The organism is Flavobacterium circumlabens (assembly GCF_004345565.1).
In the GTDB taxonomy this organism is placed as follows: domain Bacteria; phylum Bacteroidota; class Bacteroidia; order Flavobacteriales; family Flavobacteriaceae; genus Flavobacterium; species Flavobacterium circumlabens.
Map to the genome: position 1 here is coordinate 160,888 of NZ_SLWA01000010.1, position 17,535 is coordinate 178,422.

The 17,535-nt window shown below is 34.7% G+C and carries 14 protein-coding genes; 10 read left to right on the top strand and 4 right to left on the bottom strand.

The window, feature by feature from the left end; genetic code table 11:
* Positions 1-174 precede the first annotated feature (174 nt).
* From map to EV142_RS20685, 8 genes are all read left to right on the top strand, one after another.
* The gene (gene map / locus EV142_RS20650; protein WP_132037737.1) at positions 175-993 is read left to right on the top strand and encodes a type I methionyl aminopeptidase; all 819 of its coding nucleotides are present in this window, start codon (positions 175-177) and stop codon (positions 991-993) included.
* Between the two features lie 58 nt (positions 994-1,051).
* Positions 1,052-1,426 carry a GxxExxY protein gene (locus tag EV142_RS20655; RefSeq protein WP_132037782.1) on the top strand — a complete coding sequence of 125 codons (375 nt, stop codon included), beginning with the start codon at positions 1,052-1,054 and terminating at the stop codon, positions 1,424-1,426.
* An 81-nt stretch (positions 1,427-1,507) separates the two neighbouring features.
* Positions 1,508-2,281 (top strand): class I SAM-dependent methyltransferase, encoded by a 774-nt coding sequence (locus tag EV142_RS20660; RefSeq protein ID WP_132037738.1) that lies wholly within the window; start codon positions 1,508-1,510, stop codon positions 2,279-2,281.
* 155 nt (positions 2,282-2,436) lie between these two features.
* Positions 2,437-5,340, top strand: coding sequence for a DEAD/DEAH box helicase (locus EV142_RS20665; protein ID WP_132037739.1), 2,904 nt, complete (start codon positions 2,437-2,439; stop codon positions 5,338-5,340).
* Positions 5,341-5,407: 67 nt separating this feature from the next.
* Positions 5,408-6,667, top strand: a complete 1,260-nt coding sequence (locus EV142_RS20670) for a type IX secretion system plug protein (RefSeq protein WP_132037740.1) — start codon at positions 5,408-5,410, stop codon at positions 6,665-6,667.
* Between the two features lie 81 nt (positions 6,668-6,748).
* Positions 6,749-7,135 carry a Co2+/Mg2+ efflux protein ApaG gene (apaG, locus tag EV142_RS20675; RefSeq protein ID WP_132037741.1) on the top strand — a complete coding sequence of 129 codons (387 nt, stop codon included), beginning with the start codon at positions 6,749-6,751 and terminating at the stop codon, positions 7,133-7,135.
* 153 nt (positions 7,136-7,288) lie between these two features.
* Complete coding sequence (pruA, locus tag EV142_RS20680) at positions 7,289-8,914, top strand: L-glutamate gamma-semialdehyde dehydrogenase (protein WP_132037742.1); 1,626 nt, start codon at positions 7,289-7,291, stop codon at positions 8,912-8,914.
* A 307-nt stretch (positions 8,915-9,221) separates the two neighbouring features.
* On the top strand, positions 9,222-9,953 hold the full coding sequence (locus EV142_RS20685) for a hypothetical protein (protein ID WP_132037743.1): 732 nt from the start codon (positions 9,222-9,224) through the stop codon (positions 9,951-9,953).
* A gap of 105 nt (positions 9,954-10,058) precedes the next feature.
* On the opposite strand, the gene EV142_RS20690 is transcribed toward EV142_RS20685, so the two are convergent.
* The 4 genes from EV142_RS20690 to EV142_RS20705 form a co-directional block, all read right to left on the bottom strand.
* Entirely contained in the window at positions 10,059-11,801 is a 1,743-nt protein-coding gene (locus tag EV142_RS20690; protein WP_132037744.1) for a CocE/NonD family hydrolase, read from the bottom strand.
* Positions 11,802-11,889: 88 nt separating this feature from the next.
* Positions 11,890-12,606 carry a LytR/AlgR family response regulator transcription factor gene (locus EV142_RS20695; protein WP_132037745.1) on the bottom strand — a complete coding sequence of 239 codons (717 nt, stop codon included), beginning with the start codon at positions 12,604-12,606 and terminating at the stop codon, positions 11,890-11,892.
* The gene (locus EV142_RS20700; RefSeq protein WP_132037746.1) at positions 12,603-13,664 is read right to left on the bottom strand and encodes a sensor histidine kinase; all 1,062 of its coding nucleotides are present in this window, start codon (positions 13,662-13,664) and stop codon (positions 12,603-12,605) included. The genes EV142_RS20695 and EV142_RS20700 overlap by 4 nt, the downstream gene beginning before the upstream one ends.
* A 118-nt stretch (positions 13,665-13,782) precedes the next feature.
* A complete protein-coding gene (locus EV142_RS20705; RefSeq protein ID WP_132037747.1) occupies positions 13,783-14,970 on the bottom strand; it encodes a serine hydrolase domain-containing protein in 1,188 nt (395 codons plus the stop codon).
* A 353-nt stretch (positions 14,971-15,323) separates the two neighbouring features.
* Here EV142_RS20705 and EV142_RS20710 point away from each other — a divergent pair, with 353 nt between their 5' ends.
* Together EV142_RS20710 and EV142_RS20715 are read left to right on the top strand one after the other, a co-directional pair.
* Complete coding sequence (locus EV142_RS20710; RefSeq protein WP_158286356.1) at positions 15,324-16,337, top strand: sensor histidine kinase; 1,014 nt, start codon at positions 15,324-15,326, stop codon at positions 16,335-16,337.
* Position 16,338: 1 nt separating this feature from the next.
* The gene (locus tag EV142_RS20715; protein WP_132037749.1) at positions 16,339-17,505 is read left to right on the top strand and encodes an alpha/beta fold hydrolase; all 1,167 of its coding nucleotides are present in this window, start codon (positions 16,339-16,341) and stop codon (positions 17,503-17,505) included.
* The last annotated feature ends 30 nt before the right edge of the window (positions 17,506-17,535 follow it).

Consider the following 17,535-nt stretch of genomic DNA (forward strand, 5'->3'; position numbering starts at 1 on the left):
GGTCCGTCACGAATTTCATTAATTTCCAATAAATTATTTAAGGTGTGAATTTTAAATGCAATGCAATTTCTGAATTCAATTTTTCTATTAATATTCAATTCGTGCTAATTCGTGAAATTCGTGACGAAAAATTTATATTAAAATTGTACTTTTGCGAACTGAAAATCCGAAATTATGATTATTGTAAAATCACGTGAAGAAATTGAATTAATGCGCGAAAGTGCCTTGATCGTTTCTAAAACATTAGGAATGATTGCCTCCGAAATTAAGGAAGGCGTTACCACATTATATCTTGACAAATTAGCCGAAGAATTCATTCGTGATCACGGTGCAACACCTAGTTTTTTAGGTTTATATGATTTTCCGAATTCACTTTGTATGAGTCCGAATGCACAGGTTGTACACGGAATCCCTAACAATACCCCTTTAAAAAGCGGCGATGTTATCTCTGTAGATTGCGGTGCTTACAAAAATGGATATCACGGAGATCATGCCTATAGTTTTGAAATTGGAGACGTTGCTCCGGAAACTAAAAAACTTTTACAAGTTACCAAAGAATCTCTTTACGTTGGTATCAGAGAATTTAAAGCCGGAAATCGCGTGGAAGATGTTGGAAATGCGATTCAAAAATATACAGAGTCTCATGGTTACGGCGTTGTTCGCGAATTGGTTGGTCATGGTTTAGGGCAGAAAATGCACGAAGAACCAGAGATGCCAAACTACGGGAAACGTGGCCGTGGAAAACTTTTCGTGGAAGGAATGGTAGTTGCTATTGAACCGATGATCAATATGGGAACAAGAAACATCAAACAATTAAAAGACGGCTGGACAATCCTGACTGCTGACGGAAAACCAAGTGCGCATTTCGAACACGACGTTGCCCTAATTGATGGAAAACCGGAAATTTTATCGACTTTCTATTATATCTATAAAGCTTTAGGTATTGAAAGCAATGAAGAAGACGAATTTAGAAAAGTGCAGTTGGTTTTATAACACAAATTCCACAAATTAGCACGAAATAATATTTTGTTGAAATTTCACTAGAAGAATGATGAGTGAATTATATTTAAAAGAGGAGTCTTATAAAATTATTGGAATTTGTATGGAAGTCCATAAAATTTTAGGGAAAGGACATAGTGAAAAAGTTTATAGTGATGCTCTGGAATATGAGTTTCAAAGAAATAAAATTCCTTACAAAAGAGAATTAAAATATAACATCGCCTACAAAGACATTATACTACCAAGCTATTATTTTGCCGACTTTGTTATTTATGACGAAATTATTTTAGAATTAAAAGCAATTGCAGCACTGTCAACAAGTGAAATTAAACAAACACTGAATTATTTAGCTGCATCAAAAAACAAACTAGGTTTATTAATCAATTTTGGAGAAGATAGCCTTAAATATAAAAGAATAATACTTTAACCCCAATCAAGGTTCGTGAAATTTCACCCATGCAATTAATTTGTGTTAATTTGTGAAATTCGTGTTCAAATTTATTTAACCGTGAAAAAACTTTTTAAACTAATACTTAACACAATACCACGTCCATTATTAATTCGTTTGAGTTACGTGGCCCGTCCGATTTTGGCTCTTTCGTTAAAAGGGAATAAATATACTGATCCGATTGACGGAAAAAGTTTCAGGATGTTTTTGCCTTACGGATATGGCAAACAACGCCCGAATGTACTTTCGCCAAGCACCTTGTCATTAGAGAGACATCGTTTGCTTTGGTTGTATTTAAACGATCAGACTGATTTTTTTACAGCTCCAAAAAAAGTGCTGCATTTTGCTCCGGAACAGGCTTTTTATAAAAGATTCCGCAAGCAGAAAAATCTTGATTATACTACAACTGATTTACTTTCGCCTTTGGCAGACGTAAAAGCAGATATTTGTAATTTGCCTTTTAAGGATAACGAATACGATGTGATTTTATGTAATCACGTTTTAGAGCACATTCCGGACGACACCAAAGCCATGCAGGAATTGTACCGCGTACTGAAACCGGGCGGAATGGCAATTCTTCAGATTCCGCAGGATTTATCAAGAGCGACTACGTTTGCTGATGATTCCATCACAGATCAGAAAGAACGTGCTGCAATTTTCGGACAATACGATCACGTTCGTGTGTATGGCCGAGATTATTTTGACAAATTAAGAAGTATTGGTTTTATCGTAATCGAAGAAGATTATACGCATAAAATCTCACCCGAACTGGTAGAAAAATATTGTCTGGCAAAAGGCGAAATCATTCCGCTTTGCTTCAAACAGGAAAACTAAAACAATTCGATTTTTTTAAACCATATAAGTGATACAATAAATTATAAGCATTTGATTTAAAGCTTTCTGCTTCAAATTTAAATAAACTTATATCACTTATATGGTTACAAAACTAAATTACTTTCTCCAATTCCAACAGAATTAAATTATTACCCTTGGAACTTTCAAAATCATTTCAGTTTTGTTTTGACATCAGTTTTGAAAAAAATCTGAATGTTTATACGCCAACCGCTTATATCGTTGAAAACACCAATGAAATTAAGTATTTGAATAAAAAAGCAACTACGGACGTGCTGGAAAGTTTTGGAATCGTTTTTGAAAATTTAGATTCCAATACAAAAAAAATACTAACGATTTGCGAAGCCTTAAAACCTGAATTTATTTTCAAAAAATTCAGTGCAAAAATCAAGTCCGCAAAAACAATTGCTGACCTGCAAAAAGATTCCAAAATTGATTTTGCAATTCGTCAGCATTTAAAAATAAATTTAGATTCGTTTTACACCCTGATTGTACAGGAACAGTTTCCGTTATCTGTAAACATGGGAGCTGAAAAGGATTTTTATCGCTCCAGAGTTGCTACGAATCCACTTTATTTCGAACCTCAGATTCAATTTGACAAACATGCCGACGGAATTACGTATACTTTATCCTTAAAAGAAAACGAAACTACATTCTTTCCCATGAATTGTAGTGCAGAGGCGCTGCTGGATGAGCCGGGATGGTTGATTATCGATAAAAAATTAGGGCAGTTAAAAGAGCTTAATTCAAAAAAACTTTCTCCTTTTTTAAAGAAGCAATCCATCGAAATACCTTCAAAATTAGTCGATGATTATTTTAAAAATTTCATTCCGCAAATAGCCAAAAAAATAGATATCGAAGCCACCGGTTTTGAAATTGAACATCGGGATAAAATCATTTCCTGCACGATTCAGCCGGTTTATGATTTTTTTAAAAACTGTTATTACCTCAACCTTTATTTTGATTATAACGGTTATGTATTTGAGGCCGGTAAAACTAAAAAAACACATTCGTTTGTCGATTTCAGCGTTGCCAATGAACCCAAAATAATTCAGTTTAAACGCAGTTCTGATGAAATTGTATACACCGACAAATTACTTGAAATTGGTTTAACAAAAGTCAAAAACGAATTATTTGGATCTAATACTGATGCGGAAATTCATGATCCTTATTCCAATATTCAATGGATTATTGATTATAAGGAAGAACTGGAAAGTTTAGGGTTTACAATAGAGAATTTAAAACTGGAAAGCAGGAAAATCAGCACAGAAAACTATACCATTTCAGCTTCAAGAGAAGAAACAAAAGAAGATTGGTTTGACATCCGAATCATCATTACAATTGGAAATTGCACGATTAATTTCAGTGAAATTATCCCGAACATAAAAAGTAAAGAAAGGCTGTTTCTATTACCTGACGGAAGTTATTTTCTGATTCCTTCAGAATGGCTCAGCAAATATAGCGCATTGGCAAAACTGGCGAAAACAGAAAACGGAAATCTCTTTTTGCGTAAAAGTAATTTTGCTGCTTTGGATACAATTCCGGAAATCAAAAAAGATGTAATTCACAAAGCAGAATATACCTCTTCTGATTTGCTGAAAGCAACTTTAAGGCCTTATCAGATCGATGGAGTAAAATGGCTTTTAGGTCATTTTAACTCGAATTTAGGTGCTTGTCTGGCTGATGATATGGGGCTTGGAAAAACATTACAAACCTTAGCAGTTCTGGTTGCCGTACAGGAACAGTTAGCATTTACAACTAAAACTACAAATTTTGATTTGTTTCAAAACGAAACTGTTATTGAAAGAGAACCATTAAAAGCTTTGATTGTTTTGCCTTCTTCACTGGTTTTCAACTGGTATAACGAGGCACTGAAATTTACACCGCATTTTTCAAAAATGCAATATATTGGTAACGACAGGAAACTATTGCTGAACAGACTGGAAGCGTCAGATTTAATTTTTACCAGCTACAACATTGTTCATCGCGATATTTCAATTTTGGAAAAATACAATTTCCGCTATCTAATTCTGGATGAAAGTCAGTACATCAAAAATAAAAATTCTAAGATTTTCAAAGCCATTAATAAAATAAATACGGCTCATAAAATGGCGCTGAGTGGTACGCCTATCGAAAACTCACTGGATGATTTATGGTCTCAAATGCAATTTATAAATCCGGATATTTTGGGCAGTTATGCCTTTTTTGCAGAAAATTTTAAAATTCCGATTGAGAAAAAGCAGGACGGAAATAGTTTGTCTGAATTAAAAAACCTTATTCAGCCTTATATTTTAAGAAGAACCAAAGAACAGGTTTTGAAAGACTTACCTGAACTGTCTGAACAGATTTATTACTGCAATATGGATCCTGAACAGGAAAAGTTATATGAAGAAGAAAAATCTAAAGCACGGAATTTTTTACTGAAGACAGACGGATCAACATCTGACAAAATTAGTATCATCAACACGCTGATGAAGTTAAGACAACTGAGCAATCATCCAAAAATGGTAGATCAGGATTCGGAAATTGATTCCGGAAAATATCTAGCAGTCACTAATTATTTGGAAACTTTAGTAAAAGAGAAACAAAAAACGATCATTTTCAGCTCGTTTGTTACTAATTTGAATTTTTACACCAACTGGTGCAAACAAAATAAGATCGCATTTTGTGAAATTACAGGTGCCACTCCTGCCGGAAAAAGAGAGCAGCAGGTCAATCTGTTTCAGGAAAACGAAGAGCCTTTACTGTTTTTTATTTCGCTGAAAGCAGGTGGTGTCGGCCTGAACATCACCAAAGCGTCTTATGTTTTGTTCCTGGATCCGTGGTGGAATCCTTTTGCTGAAAAACAAGGAGTTGGAAGGGCGCATCGAATTGGACAATTAAATAAAGTAAATGTTGTCCGGTTTATTTCGAAAAATACAGTCGAAGAAAAAATAATCAAACTGCAGGAAAACAAAAAGCTATTGTCTGATTCGCTTTTAGAAGAAAGCTATATTAATGATGAAATCGAAGCTAATCTGGAATACATTCTGGGTTCTTAATAAATTGCAGCTCACCTCTCATTACGTGGCATAAATTCTTATATTTACAATCTTACAACCTAATAAGATGCCTAAATTTTTGTTTCAGAACCTGCTTTTGTTTTTCTTTTTTGCTTCGGTGACGGCACAGGAAGTACAAAATGAAGTTCCGCCTCCCTACAATATTAAAACGGTTTCGTTTGTTCAGAATGGTGCGAATGTTATTCCGATATTTGAATTGGGTTCTGCTTTTGAACTCCAGTTTGATGACTTATTTGGCAGTGAAGCCAATTATTATTTTGATATCACCCATTGCGATTACAACTGGAAACCAAGCGATATTCCGAAAACGGATTATGTTCTTGGTTTTGATAATCAAAGGATTACTGATTATTCCAATTCCTTCAATACGCTTCAGATTTATTCGCATTACAGGCTTGCTTTCCCCAACCAGTTTACAACGCAATTAAGAATTTCAGGCAATTACATCTTAAAAATCCTGAATGAGGATAAAGATGTGGTTTTTTCGAGAAAATTCATTTTATATGAAGAGCATTCGACCGTAACTGCTCAGGTAAAAAGGACAAGAAACCTCAGCAATATCGATTATAAACAGAATCTTGATTTTGCCATACTCTCTAATGATATTGTTTTTCAGAATCCTTTGCAAAATGTAAAAGTGCTTTTGCTGCAAAATGGAGATTTTAACACGACCATTAAAAACATTGTACCACAATACACCCTTGGAAACCAATTGGTTTACAAGTACGATAAAGAAACACAATTCTGGGCCGGAAATGAATTTCTGTATTTTGAGAATAAAGACATCCGGTCAGCAAGCAACAATGTTGGAAAAGTGGGTTCTAATAGTGATATTTACAATTCTTACTTATATACCAATCAGGCAAGAGCCAATCAGATTTATACTTTGAATCAGGATGTAAACGGAAACTTTGTGGTTAAAAATATAAACGGATCCAATAACCAGATTGAAGCTGATTATGCGTGGGTCTATTTTACACTTTCTGCCCCTGCTTTTAGATTAAATAAAGACATTTACATAACGGGAATGTTTAACAATTACAGTTTAACTCCGGAATACAAAATGGATTACAATGCCGATAAAGGGGTTTACGAAAAAGCCGTGATGATCAAACAGGGTTTTACCAATTTTGAATATCAGATTGCGGATAAAAAAGGAGTTATTGATTATGAAAATGCGATTGACGGAAACTTCTACCAAACCGAAAATGACTACATCATATTGGTTTATTACAAGCAAAGTTCGGATCGTTATGAAAGAGTTATTGGAAAAGGAACTGCTAACTCCGTCAATATCACCAATTAAAAACATTGTTAAAGGATTTCGGTCAAAGGATTTTTTTTTGTAAGTTTGCAACTATAACACACACATATATACTACGTTAGTATGGTTTCTCAGATAACACGAGGCATAAAAATATCTGTTTTAACTAGTTTTGAAGGTACTTACTTCAAAAACTACAAGATTCATTTTGCCTTTAGTTACGTTATCACAATCGAAAATCACAGTAAAGATTCTGTTCAGCTGACGTCTCGTCACTGGGAAATTTTCGACTCCTTAAATGACATTGAAGTAGTTGACGGTGAAGGTGTTATTGGTAAAAAACCAGTTTTAAAACCTGGAGAAAATCACACTTACAGTTCCGGTTGTTTATTATCATCTCCTTACGGAGCCATGAAAGGTCATTTTAATATGATTAATTTTACCACTACAAAAACATTCAAAGTTATCGTTCCTACCTTCAGGATGTGTGCTCCGTTTGCTTTAAATTAAATCTAAGTTAAAACTATATTTCTTATAGTTATCTTATTCACAAAACTATCAAATTATTAATTTATCCTTTGTACTTTTGTGCAGCGTTAGATTATTCGTAACAAATCAAATTTTCTAACCGTTAAATTGTCTAATTATCTAATTTTAAATAACATGCTAAAAGGATTCTTTCATGTACCAAAAGCGGTAAACGAACCAGTAAAAGGATACGCACCCAATTCACCAGAAAAAGCAGCTGTTCAGGCAGCTTACACTACAATGTGGAACTCTAAAATTGATGTTCCTTTATATATTGGGAGTGAAGAAATTAAAACTGGAAATACGAAAACAATATCAGCTCCTCACGATCACAAACATATCGTAGGAACTTACCACTTAGCTGAAAAACAACATATCGAAAAAGCGATTGCTAATACTCTTGAATCAAGAACAGCCTGGGCAAACATGGCATGGGAACAACGTGCAGCTATTTTCCTAAAAGCAGCAGAACTTATCGCCGGTCCTTACAGAGCCCGCATTAATGCTGCAACCATGATCGGTCAGTCTAAAAATATTCATCAGGCAGAAATTGATGCCTCTTGCGAATTAATTGACTTTTTACGTTACAACGTAGAATTCATGACGCAAATTTACAACGATCAGCCAAAATCAGATTCTACGGTTTGGAATCGTTTAGAATACAGACCCCTTGAAGGTTTTGTTTACGCAATTACGCCTTTTAACTTTACTGCAATTGCTGCAAATCTTCCTGCCAGTGCCGCTATGATGGGTAACGTGGTAATCTGGAAACCAAGTGACAGTCAGGTATTTTCTACACAAATCATTATCGAAGTTTTTAAAGAAGCGGGTGTTCCGGATGGCGTTATCAACGTTGTTTTTGGTGATGCTTTAATGATTACTGATACTGTTTTGGCAAGTCGTGATTTTGCAGGAATTCACTTTACAGGTTCTACTCATGTATTTAAAGATATCTGGGCTAAAATTGGGGCAAACATTCACAACTATAAAACATACCCAAGAATTGTTGGTGAAACTGGTGGTAAAGATTTTATCATTGCACATCCAAGCGCTAACGCAAAACAAGTATCAACCGGAATTAGTCGTGGTGCATTTGAATATCAGGGTCAAAAATGTTCTGCGGCGTCAAGAGCTTATATTCCGCAAAGTTTATGGCCAGCTGTTAAAGAACAATTAATTGCTGATGTAAAATCTTTTAAAATGGGTTCTCCGGAAGATTTCGGAAACTTTATTACAGCAGTAATTCACGAAGGTTCTTTTGATAAATTGGCCAGTTATATTGATCAGGCTAAAAAAGATGCTGATGCCGAAATCATCGTTGGAGGAAATTACGATAAATCTGTAGGATACTTTATTGAGCCAACGGTTATTGTCACTACAAATCCTAAATATACTACAATGGAAACCGAATTATTCGGGCCTGTAATGACTATTTATGTGTACGAAGATGCCAAATGGGAAGAAACTTTAGAACTGGTTGATACTACTTCTGAGTACGCTTTAACCGGAGCGGTATTTAGCCAGGATCGTTATGCGATTGAAGTAGCAACTACCAAATTGCAGAATGCTGCCGGTAACTTCTACATCAATGATAAGCCAACAGGAGCTGTTGTAGGAATGCAGCCTTTTGGTGGAGCAAGAGCTTCAGGAACTAACGACAAAGCAGGTTCTGCATTGAACTTATTACGTTGGGCTTCTCCAAGAACGATCAAAGAAACATTTGTAACTCCGGAAGATTACAGATACCCGTTTTTAGGATAATATTCTAGAAAACACCAATAAGTACAAACCCGTAAGTTTCAATGCATTTGAAATTTGCGGGTTTTTTATTTAAAATTATTTCTTACTTAGTTTTTAACCCTAATTAATATGTAATCTTTTTCTTATTTTATTAAATATTAATCATTTATAATCGAAAAAAAACCTTATTTTATTATTTTAAAAGCTTTTACAGACATATTCAAAAGATTACTAAGGATAATTTTGTCCTTGATTCTAAAACTAAACATCTGTGTAGGATTATACAATGTTTATAAACTGAAATTAATTTTAACAAATGAGTATGAATATGAGAAATTTAGAAAAAGTACCCGAAGTAATTCAAAAATCAAAGTGTATGAACCACATTATTGATTACAAGTGGAATGAAAAAATCATGTTAGGATTATTGGATCCTTTTGAAGGAAATGATGAACTGGACAATATACTAAACAAAATTGGTCACAAAGCCGCAATAGGCTTAACTGCCTCCTTGCTTGAATGGATTTACTGGTATTTTAAAGATTACACCACAATGTCTGATGACATACGCCACCGAATTGAATCATTGTGGTATTCTGTTGAAAATCCTGAAAACACCAAACCACTGCTCTTTGATGCAGAATTAGACATTCCTGCTTCCGGTTTTATAAACGGCCCGATATGGATTGCGCTTATGAATGTCAGGATAATTGATGTTTTGTACAAAAAAAGATCCTTTATGCTTCAGAGTGAATTGGTTGGATTGGTGCTATTAGTGCGACATGTAGCGCCGAAGAGAAAGAAATTTGACAAATGGTTTGAAGGCACAATTTATAAGCTTGTCAATCAATTTCCAAACCAAAATCCGGAAGTTCCATTTTCTGAAGATGCCGTTTACGACTCGTCCGGTGAAGCACTTATTTGTCGTGACTTTTTCTTCGAACCCATGTTTAACAATTGTAATGAAGCAACAAAATCAGCATTAACTGATTTTATTTTAAATATAGATTACGAAGCAAATCTATTTTGCAGCAAAAACAAAAAGTTTATAAATGGATAAACTCTACAATAAAATATAATGCGGGTATATCTTTTAAAAGATTAAATCCAATAAAACCCCACAAGTATAAAAACTGGTGGGGTTCCTTTTTTTTTGAATTAATATTTATTTTAAAATTGGAATTTTCACGAAACTATCCGTATACCATTTTATTTTTAAAGGTTCTTTTGCATCCTTTATGGTTTCTTCTGCCACGACTGTTCCAGTGCCGTAATTGAGTTCCGAAAAGGGATTTTTATTGACATTTATAACAACAGCCAAACGGCTTCCTTTTCTTAGTTGTTTACTTATCAGATGCGTATTCGAAAAAGGAACTGATTCTATGGTATCTGGTTTTAGCAAATTTCTTTTCGTACTATCTTTAGCATAACTCGCACGACCTAAAAAATAAGACAAATGGAAATATTCTCCATTTGGCATTATTTCATATAGCGTAACGCCAATGTCCATATCTCTTTTGTTAATACTTGCTTTTATTTCCCCTAAAAACGAACCATTAATCAACATGGGTTCTTTGAGCAGTTCACTTATAAAAACAAATCCGTTACTGGTATCAATTTCTTTCCTAATAATCGGATCCGGATAATATTCATTATTCTGTGTTTGCCGGTCCGCAAAATTAACCTCCTGGTACAGGTATTTTTTTTGAATTGGTTTCCTGTCCTCCAAGGCGTAAAATTTTCCTGATTTGCTATCGGTCAAATACAGCTTCAGGAAACTATTATGCATTTTATCCAAAGAAGGTGCGCTTCTCCACTCATTCGCTCCCATCACTTCATAGTTGATTTTATCTTTCAGCATTTCCGGTTTAGTACCGTTTTTTAGAATATAATCAAACCACTGATAGGTTATTTCTTTTATATTGAATAATGCTATTGAATCAACTTTGTAATCATACAATTCACTTTCACCGCCAACTTGCGTACCAAAGTGACCGTAGGGCCCAATAATTACATATACCGGAGTTTGCGGATTGTATTTTTGCAGTTCTCTTACATAATACAAACCTGAATTTTGAGAGTCGTTATAATAGCCGTCAAATGCTAAGACAGGGATATTTATTTTTCTAAATTCTTTTCCGTAAGGAGCCATTTTTTGCCAATAGGCATCAAATGAGGGATGCTCCAGCCATCGCTGGAAAAGCTTGTTTGGTGTACCGTCTATACTATCCATTTTTTTGTAGGCAGTTCCGGTTTCCCACCATTTAAACATCATCTTCCTGAAACGCTGCCTGTCATTTCCTGTAAGAGTATCTAAATATTTATTGTTCCCTACATAAAAAGACCATTCGTAATTTGGATTTACAAAAACATTGTTCTCCATCGGCAGCCCCATTCCGGGTCTGTTGGCCACATAAGGCACTATCGTTTTAAGTGACGGATGCATTTTTTTACAGGCTGCCCATTGCGTAAATCCGTTATAGCTTCCGCCATACATTCCCACGCTTCCATTACACCATTTTTGTTTACTGATCCAATCAATAACATCATAAGCATCATTTCCGTCATTCTCATACGGAAATATTTCATCCGTACTGAATCGTTTTCCCCTGGTATAGGCCATTATACCTATATAATCATGATCAGCAGCTTCCTTTAGGGATTTAATATCTCTCCCTTTGTCCCGTACATAAATCGTGTACTGAAGTATAACGGGTTTAGGAGTAACTATTCCCTTTTTCCGAACAACGATCGCTGATATAAAAGCACCATCATGTGTTTTGATCATCACACTGTCCTGAATATCATAAGCAGTTTTTAAATCTTCTGATTTTGTTACACTGGTCTGCTGTGCGAATGCGTTTGATAGTATTAAAATAAGGAATGCAAAATTTAAGATTGGTTTCATCGAACGGCTTTTTTCGGAGTTTTCTAATTAGGTTTTACTTTATCAGCTATGCTTAAGCAGTATAAAGATTGAATACTTTATTTATTTATTAAATACTATTGAGGTTTTTGAATTTGACCGCCTGCCGGTTTGATACTTCCAGTAGTTCTCCGGTCTTTAGTTTTACTTCTAACCTACCGCTGACTGCCCTGTTTACTTCCTGTATATATTTAATATTTACAATTTCGGTTCTGTTTATTCTGAAAAAAATAGTTTCATCCAGCATCTCTTCCCATTGGCGGAGGGAACGTCTTTGCAGTGCTTTTTTACCTTCAAAATAGAGTCTGGTGTAATTTTCAAGTGATTCTATCCGGTAAATTTCATCTATACGGACAAAGAATCGCTTCTCTCCATCCTTAATGAAAATTTTGCGGTCTTTTGCTACATTCTCTAAAGAATATTTTGGTGTAATGGTATTCCTTATTTTTTCAATTGCTTTTGCAAAACGTTCTTTCCGTATAGGTTTCATTAAATAATCCAGTGCATTTACTTCAAATGCCTGCACCGCATATTGGTTATAAGCTGTAATAAATAATACTGCCGGCACGTTATCCAAAGATTCCAGTAAATCGAAACCGGATTTCTCAGGCATCTCAATATCCAAAAAAATCAGATCAGGCATTGTCGTTTCAATCAAATCCTTTGCTTCATCGGCATTTTCTGCCTCACCTGTAAGAACAAAGTCTTCATACGCCTTTAATGCTATTTTGAGTTCTTCCCTCGATGAACGTTCATCGTCGACTATTATCACTTTTATTTTTTTCATTTCGACGGTATTAAAATAGTTGCCAAAACCGTTTCGTCTTCCATTTCCTTAATTTCAAAAGAAGCCTTTTCGCTATATTGCAACAACAGCCTTTCTTTCAGGTTATGTAGTCCGATACCTGAATCTGTACTTTCTTTATTTAGCTTCCCGGAGTTTTGAACACTGATTTTTATAAAATTGTTTTCTTTGTCCACTTTTACACTAATAAATCCGCCGGCTTTTCTTTTTTCAATTCCGTGTTTTATTGCATTTTCAGCCAGGGACTGAATACTCAAAGGCAGGATTAAATGTTTCGATAAATCAATGCTTGTTTCGATTTCTATTTGCAAACGCTCTTCAAATCGTATTTTTTCTAATTCCAGATAGTCTCTGACAAGATTAATTTCGTCATTTAAGGGTACTACTGTTTTAATGTTCCCGTTTAAGGAATTCCTTAGTAAATCAGATAAAAGGTCTATCGCTCTTCTGGCTGAATGTGGATTTTCTAATATTAGGAATTTTATCGTATTCAAAGAATTAAAAAAGAAATGCGGATTCAGTTGTGCACTCAGGTTATTGAGTTGTGCTTCTTGTACTGCGACTGACAATCGTGCATTTTCTTTCACCGTTTGTATTTCAAGCCTGGAATAATGGTACAGATGGTACGCCAATATCCAAATAGACATGAGTCTGATACCCGTGATAAAAAGCTGCACTTGTGTTACTTTAAAAAACGTGATAAATGAAACCGGATTACTTTGTAGAACAAACAAGCGTATCAGATAAAGCTTGCTTACAATCAAAAACATGTATAATAAAGAAAGTACTAAAACACTAACTGCCATTTTTGGGACTAAAGTTTTCAGGTTTACTTTATTCCATCCTTTTTTTAAGGCAAAATTCCTGTAAATATGTGTCAGTGTAATACCAACAAATACGTCCATTATTACATCTGCAATGCCTATTTTCCAAATAAAATTACCGCTGAAAAAAGCCGAAATGCCCCAATACAGTGAAGTCGTAATCCATCCTGTGAGCTGAATTTTCCAATATGCCGATATTCCTGTACCTGTTTTCAAAATAAAAGTTGTTAGTGCTGTAGTAAAGATATTTCTCTAATACAGACTGGACAAATAAAAGTACAGGAAAGGAAAATAATAGGGGATGAATGAAATTTAGCACTCGCATAGCCAGGAGCTATTTGTTTTCTGTACGATACAAACAGGCGATTTCTTCCAGATAGTCTTCCGGATGGAAACCCTGTGAGTTGGTTAAAATTATGACCGAAATATTGTCTTTTGGATAAATGTACATCCCTGATCTCACGCCGCCTAATGAAGCAATAACAGAATTTCCTGTTCCTGAACTGGTGTAAAAACCAATGGCATATCCGTTTAAAAAATCACTCATTCCCTGTGTTTTTCCATTAGTAAGCACCATTGGCGTCCAAAGTGCTTCAAGATTCTTTTCTTCTTTGACTAACTGGCGGCTTTGTAAAGCTATTATCCATTCCGCTATTTCTGTTGCGGTGGAATAAATTCCTGCTGCCGTTCTTAAATTTTCAGGAATTTCCTCATACATATTCGTTAAACTGCCGTTTCTAAAATGCGTGTAAGATCTTGCGGAATGCTGAACTACTTTGTAATAATCTGCCAATCCGGCTTTGGCTGAATTCTTCATTCCAACCTTATTGAACTGGTTTTCTGTGAGATATTTTTCAAATGATTTCCCGCTAATTTTTTCAATGAGCATGCCAAGCAAAAGATAATTCGTCTGATTGTAACCAAAGCGCTCTCCGGGTTGAAAAACTATTGGCAGCTCTTTTATTTTTTTCAATGCTATCTGATTATTTTCGGTTATCATATTTCGCTCCGAATTCCAAATATCCGGAATTCCTGAAGTATGGCCGGCTAATTGTTTTATCGTGATATTTTTCCAGGTATTGGGAAGGCTATCCAAATATTTTGAAATGGGATCATCTAAATTTAGTTTTCCCTCTTCTGCCAATTGCATAAGAGCAACTCCGGTAAACGCTTTGGTCATTGAATTAATACTGAAAACGGTTTTGCTGTCAACCCAGACAGAATCCTGAATGTTAGCCAAACCATAATTCATTGTTTTGACAATCTTATTATTACTGACAATCGCTAATTGCAATCCAATAATATTGTTTTTCTGAATCATGTCTTTTAGGGCAGCATCAACTTTGCTCACTTTTACTTTTTCGGCAGACAATATAGGTATTATAAGGTCTTCAGATAAAGTGGGTTGTATAAATTTTGAATCCTCACGATACATAATTTCCTGTTTGCCCTTCTGTGCCCATAAATTTGTCGTACTGATTAAGATCAGAACAGCAACTGTGTTTTTAATTATTTTCGTCATTTTCTTGTTTCGATTTTAATTGTTTTTCGGCTTTTAAAATTCAGTTTTTAGTTCAGTTTACTTCCCAGAAAAAGGACTATTAGCAGAATAATTTTAATCATGATTATTTATTTTTAATCGAATATAATCTTCAAATGTTTATGCTGTTTTATGCGCAAATGAAAACACCGTTTTAGCATTCAAATACTAAATTTTCAAAGAATAGTTCATTCGTATGCTAAAGGGTTATTTTCGGAAGCTAAATCCTCTTATTTATCCTGACGAAGAAGACCCGTTCCTATATTTTATTATCTTGCCGCCACTTAAAACCGAATATGATTTTTCTGAAAAACTTTGATTTAAAAAGAGTCCTTATGCATTGTGTATATTGGATTTCTTTTTTGCTTTTATATATTTCCGGCAAGTCTGAAGAAGACACTTATTTTGTTTTCACATTTATTTATATGTGGAAAATTTTAGCCGAGGTTACCGCTGCCTACGGATTGATTTACTGGATTATTCCGCAGACACTTAATAAAAAGAAATATCTCCTTTTTATTGTAGGCGCAACGGGTTGGCTTTATCTGGTTTTTGCTCTTTTAATGACTTTTAAATATTACTATCTCCAACCCAGGTTCCCTGCTTTCTTTGACGGCTGGCTGGGTCAGAAAATGACTGTTCCCGAAAGACTGACTTCTTTTAAATTAATCTTCAGAGAGTTTTCTTTTATCACCTATCCTATTATCATCCTGGGGTTTATCAGTTTTAACCGCAAGCAGCAACGCCTTTTAAAACTGGAGGAAGAAAAAAAATCAATGGAATTGAAGTTCCTGAAAAACCAGCTCAACCCTCATTTTCTTTTCAATACTTTAAATAATCTTTACACACTGACGTTGAAAAAAGATGATAAAGCCCCTGAAGTAATTGCAAAATTATCGGAGATTTTAGATTTTGTTCTCTACCGCTGCACTGAGGATTATGTCTCAATAGAAAAAGAAATTGCTTTAATTGAAAATTATATCGCCCTGGAAAAACTTCGTTATGACCAAAACAGATTAAACATTTCGTTTACAAAAGACATTTCAGAAAACAATACAATATCTCCGTTAATAATTTTGACTTTCATCGAAAATGCCTTTAAACATGGAGTCGTAAACGAAACCGAAAAAGCCAAAATTCAATTGAATCTGGAAAGTAAAAAGAACCAGATTGTATTTTGTATTGAAAACACAAAACCTCAAAATGAATCGGCTTTCCTTACAGACAAATCTCAAATTGGACTCGAAAACGTGAGAAAACAACTGGACTTATTGTATCCGAAAAAACATCAGCTGGAAATTGAAGAAACACAAAACAATTTTAAAGTCAAACTTTATCTCAACACCTAATATGAAAAACCTTTTTTTAATTTCTATTTTAATTTTCAGCACTTTTGCTGCAAGGAGTCAATCTAAAGTCATAGATACACTGGTTGATGTTGGTCATCATAAAATTCATTTTAAGATTGTAAAAGGTACAGGGAAACCAATACTATTTGATTCCGGTGGCGGAAACAACGGCGCTGTCTGGAATTCTATTCTCGATCAGATTTCTACCATAACAAATGCCCCTCTGATCACCTACGATCGTGCCGGATTTGGGACAAGTACTATTGACACCTTACAAACCGATGATTCCAAACACGGAATTATGAGTAGTATTGAAGATCTGGAAATTGGATTAAAAAAACTGGGATATGATAAGGAAATCGTATTGATATCACATTCTTATGGCGGTTACCTTTCGGCTCTTTATGCTTCCAGACATCCCAAATTGGTGAAAGGTATTGTACTTATTGATGTGAATCACAACTACTTTGAAGATGGTGTTATCGAAAAGGAATTAGCGAAACAGGAAAAGCTGATTCCGGAATGGAAGAAAAACAACAAAGGAACTTATTATATGTCGGCCACTATTCTTGAAACAGTCAGGATAATGAGCAAAATAGAAATTCCACAGCATATTCCGGTTGTTGATTTTGTAAACGGAATTCCTTTTTTGAAAGCACCTGAGGAAATTGAACGCTGGAAAGAATGCCATAAAAAATATGTAGAAAACCATCCTAACGTTACTGGCATTACAGCAAATGACTGCGGACATGGGATCTGGGTTGGCAATCCACCTTTGGTAATCACTACAATAGCAAAAATGTATGCCAATACGTCTAAACAAAAAGCGGAGATTCAGGAACGTGCGCTGCAATATGCTGTAACAGCTTGTAATGAAGAAAAAGCGGAAGATCTGGCTTTTTATCATTCAGAAGATGATTTAAATACCTGGGGTTACGCCTTATTACGAAAAGAAGAAACCCAAAAAGCAGCAGCCGTTTTTAAATTAAATCTGACATTAAACCCAGCAAGTGCAAATGCTTACGACAGTTATGGCGAAGCTTTATTAAAAACAAACCAAAAAGAAGAAGCGATAAAAATGTACCGGAAATCTGTTGAATTAAATCCTGAAAATAAAAACGGAAAAGAAGTTTTAGAAAGATTGGCAAAAGACAATCCAATGCAGTAAATTAGATTTTAGACATTAAAAAACCTTTAT

What these genes read in the sequence shown, in the direction of transcription:
- EV142_RS20685 (WP_132037743.1), top strand. Translation starts at nt 9,222, where the DNA reads ATGAGAAATTTAGAAAAAGTACCCGAAGTAATTCAAAAATCAAAGTGT.
- pruA (WP_132037742.1), top strand. Translation starts at nt 7,289, where the DNA reads ATGCTAAAAGGATTCTTTCATGTACCAAAAGCGGTAAACGAACCAGTA.
- EV142_RS20670 (WP_132037740.1), top strand. Translation starts at nt 5,408, where the DNA reads ATGCCTAAATTTTTGTTTCAGAACCTGCTTTTGTTTTTCTTTTTTGCT.
- EV142_RS20715 (WP_132037749.1), top strand. Translation starts at nt 16,339, where the DNA reads ATGAAAAACCTTTTTTTAATTTCTATTTTAATTTTCAGCACTTTTGCT.
- EV142_RS20690 (WP_132037744.1), bottom strand. Translation starts at nt 11,801, where the DNA reads ATGAAACCAATCTTAAATTTTGCATTCCTTATTTTAATACTATCAAAC.
- apaG (WP_132037741.1), top strand. Translation starts at nt 6,749, where the DNA reads ATGGTTTCTCAGATAACACGAGGCATAAAAATATCTGTTTTAACTAGT.
- EV142_RS20710 (WP_158286356.1), top strand. Translation starts at nt 15,324, where the DNA reads ATGCATTGTGTATATTGGATTTCTTTTTTGCTTTTATATATTTCCGGC.
- map (WP_132037737.1), top strand. Translation starts at nt 175, where the DNA reads ATGATTATTGTAAAATCACGTGAAGAAATTGAATTAATGCGCGAAAGT.
- EV142_RS20705 (WP_132037747.1), bottom strand. Translation starts at nt 14,970, where the DNA reads ATGACGAAAATAATTAAAAACACAGTTGCTGTTCTGATCTTAATCAGT.
- EV142_RS20655 (WP_132037782.1), top strand. Translation starts at nt 1,052, where the DNA reads ATGAGTGAATTATATTTAAAAGAGGAGTCTTATAAAATTATTGGAATT.
- EV142_RS20695 (WP_132037745.1), bottom strand. Translation starts at nt 12,606, where the DNA reads ATGAAAAAAATAAAAGTGATAATAGTCGACGATGAACGTTCATCGAGG.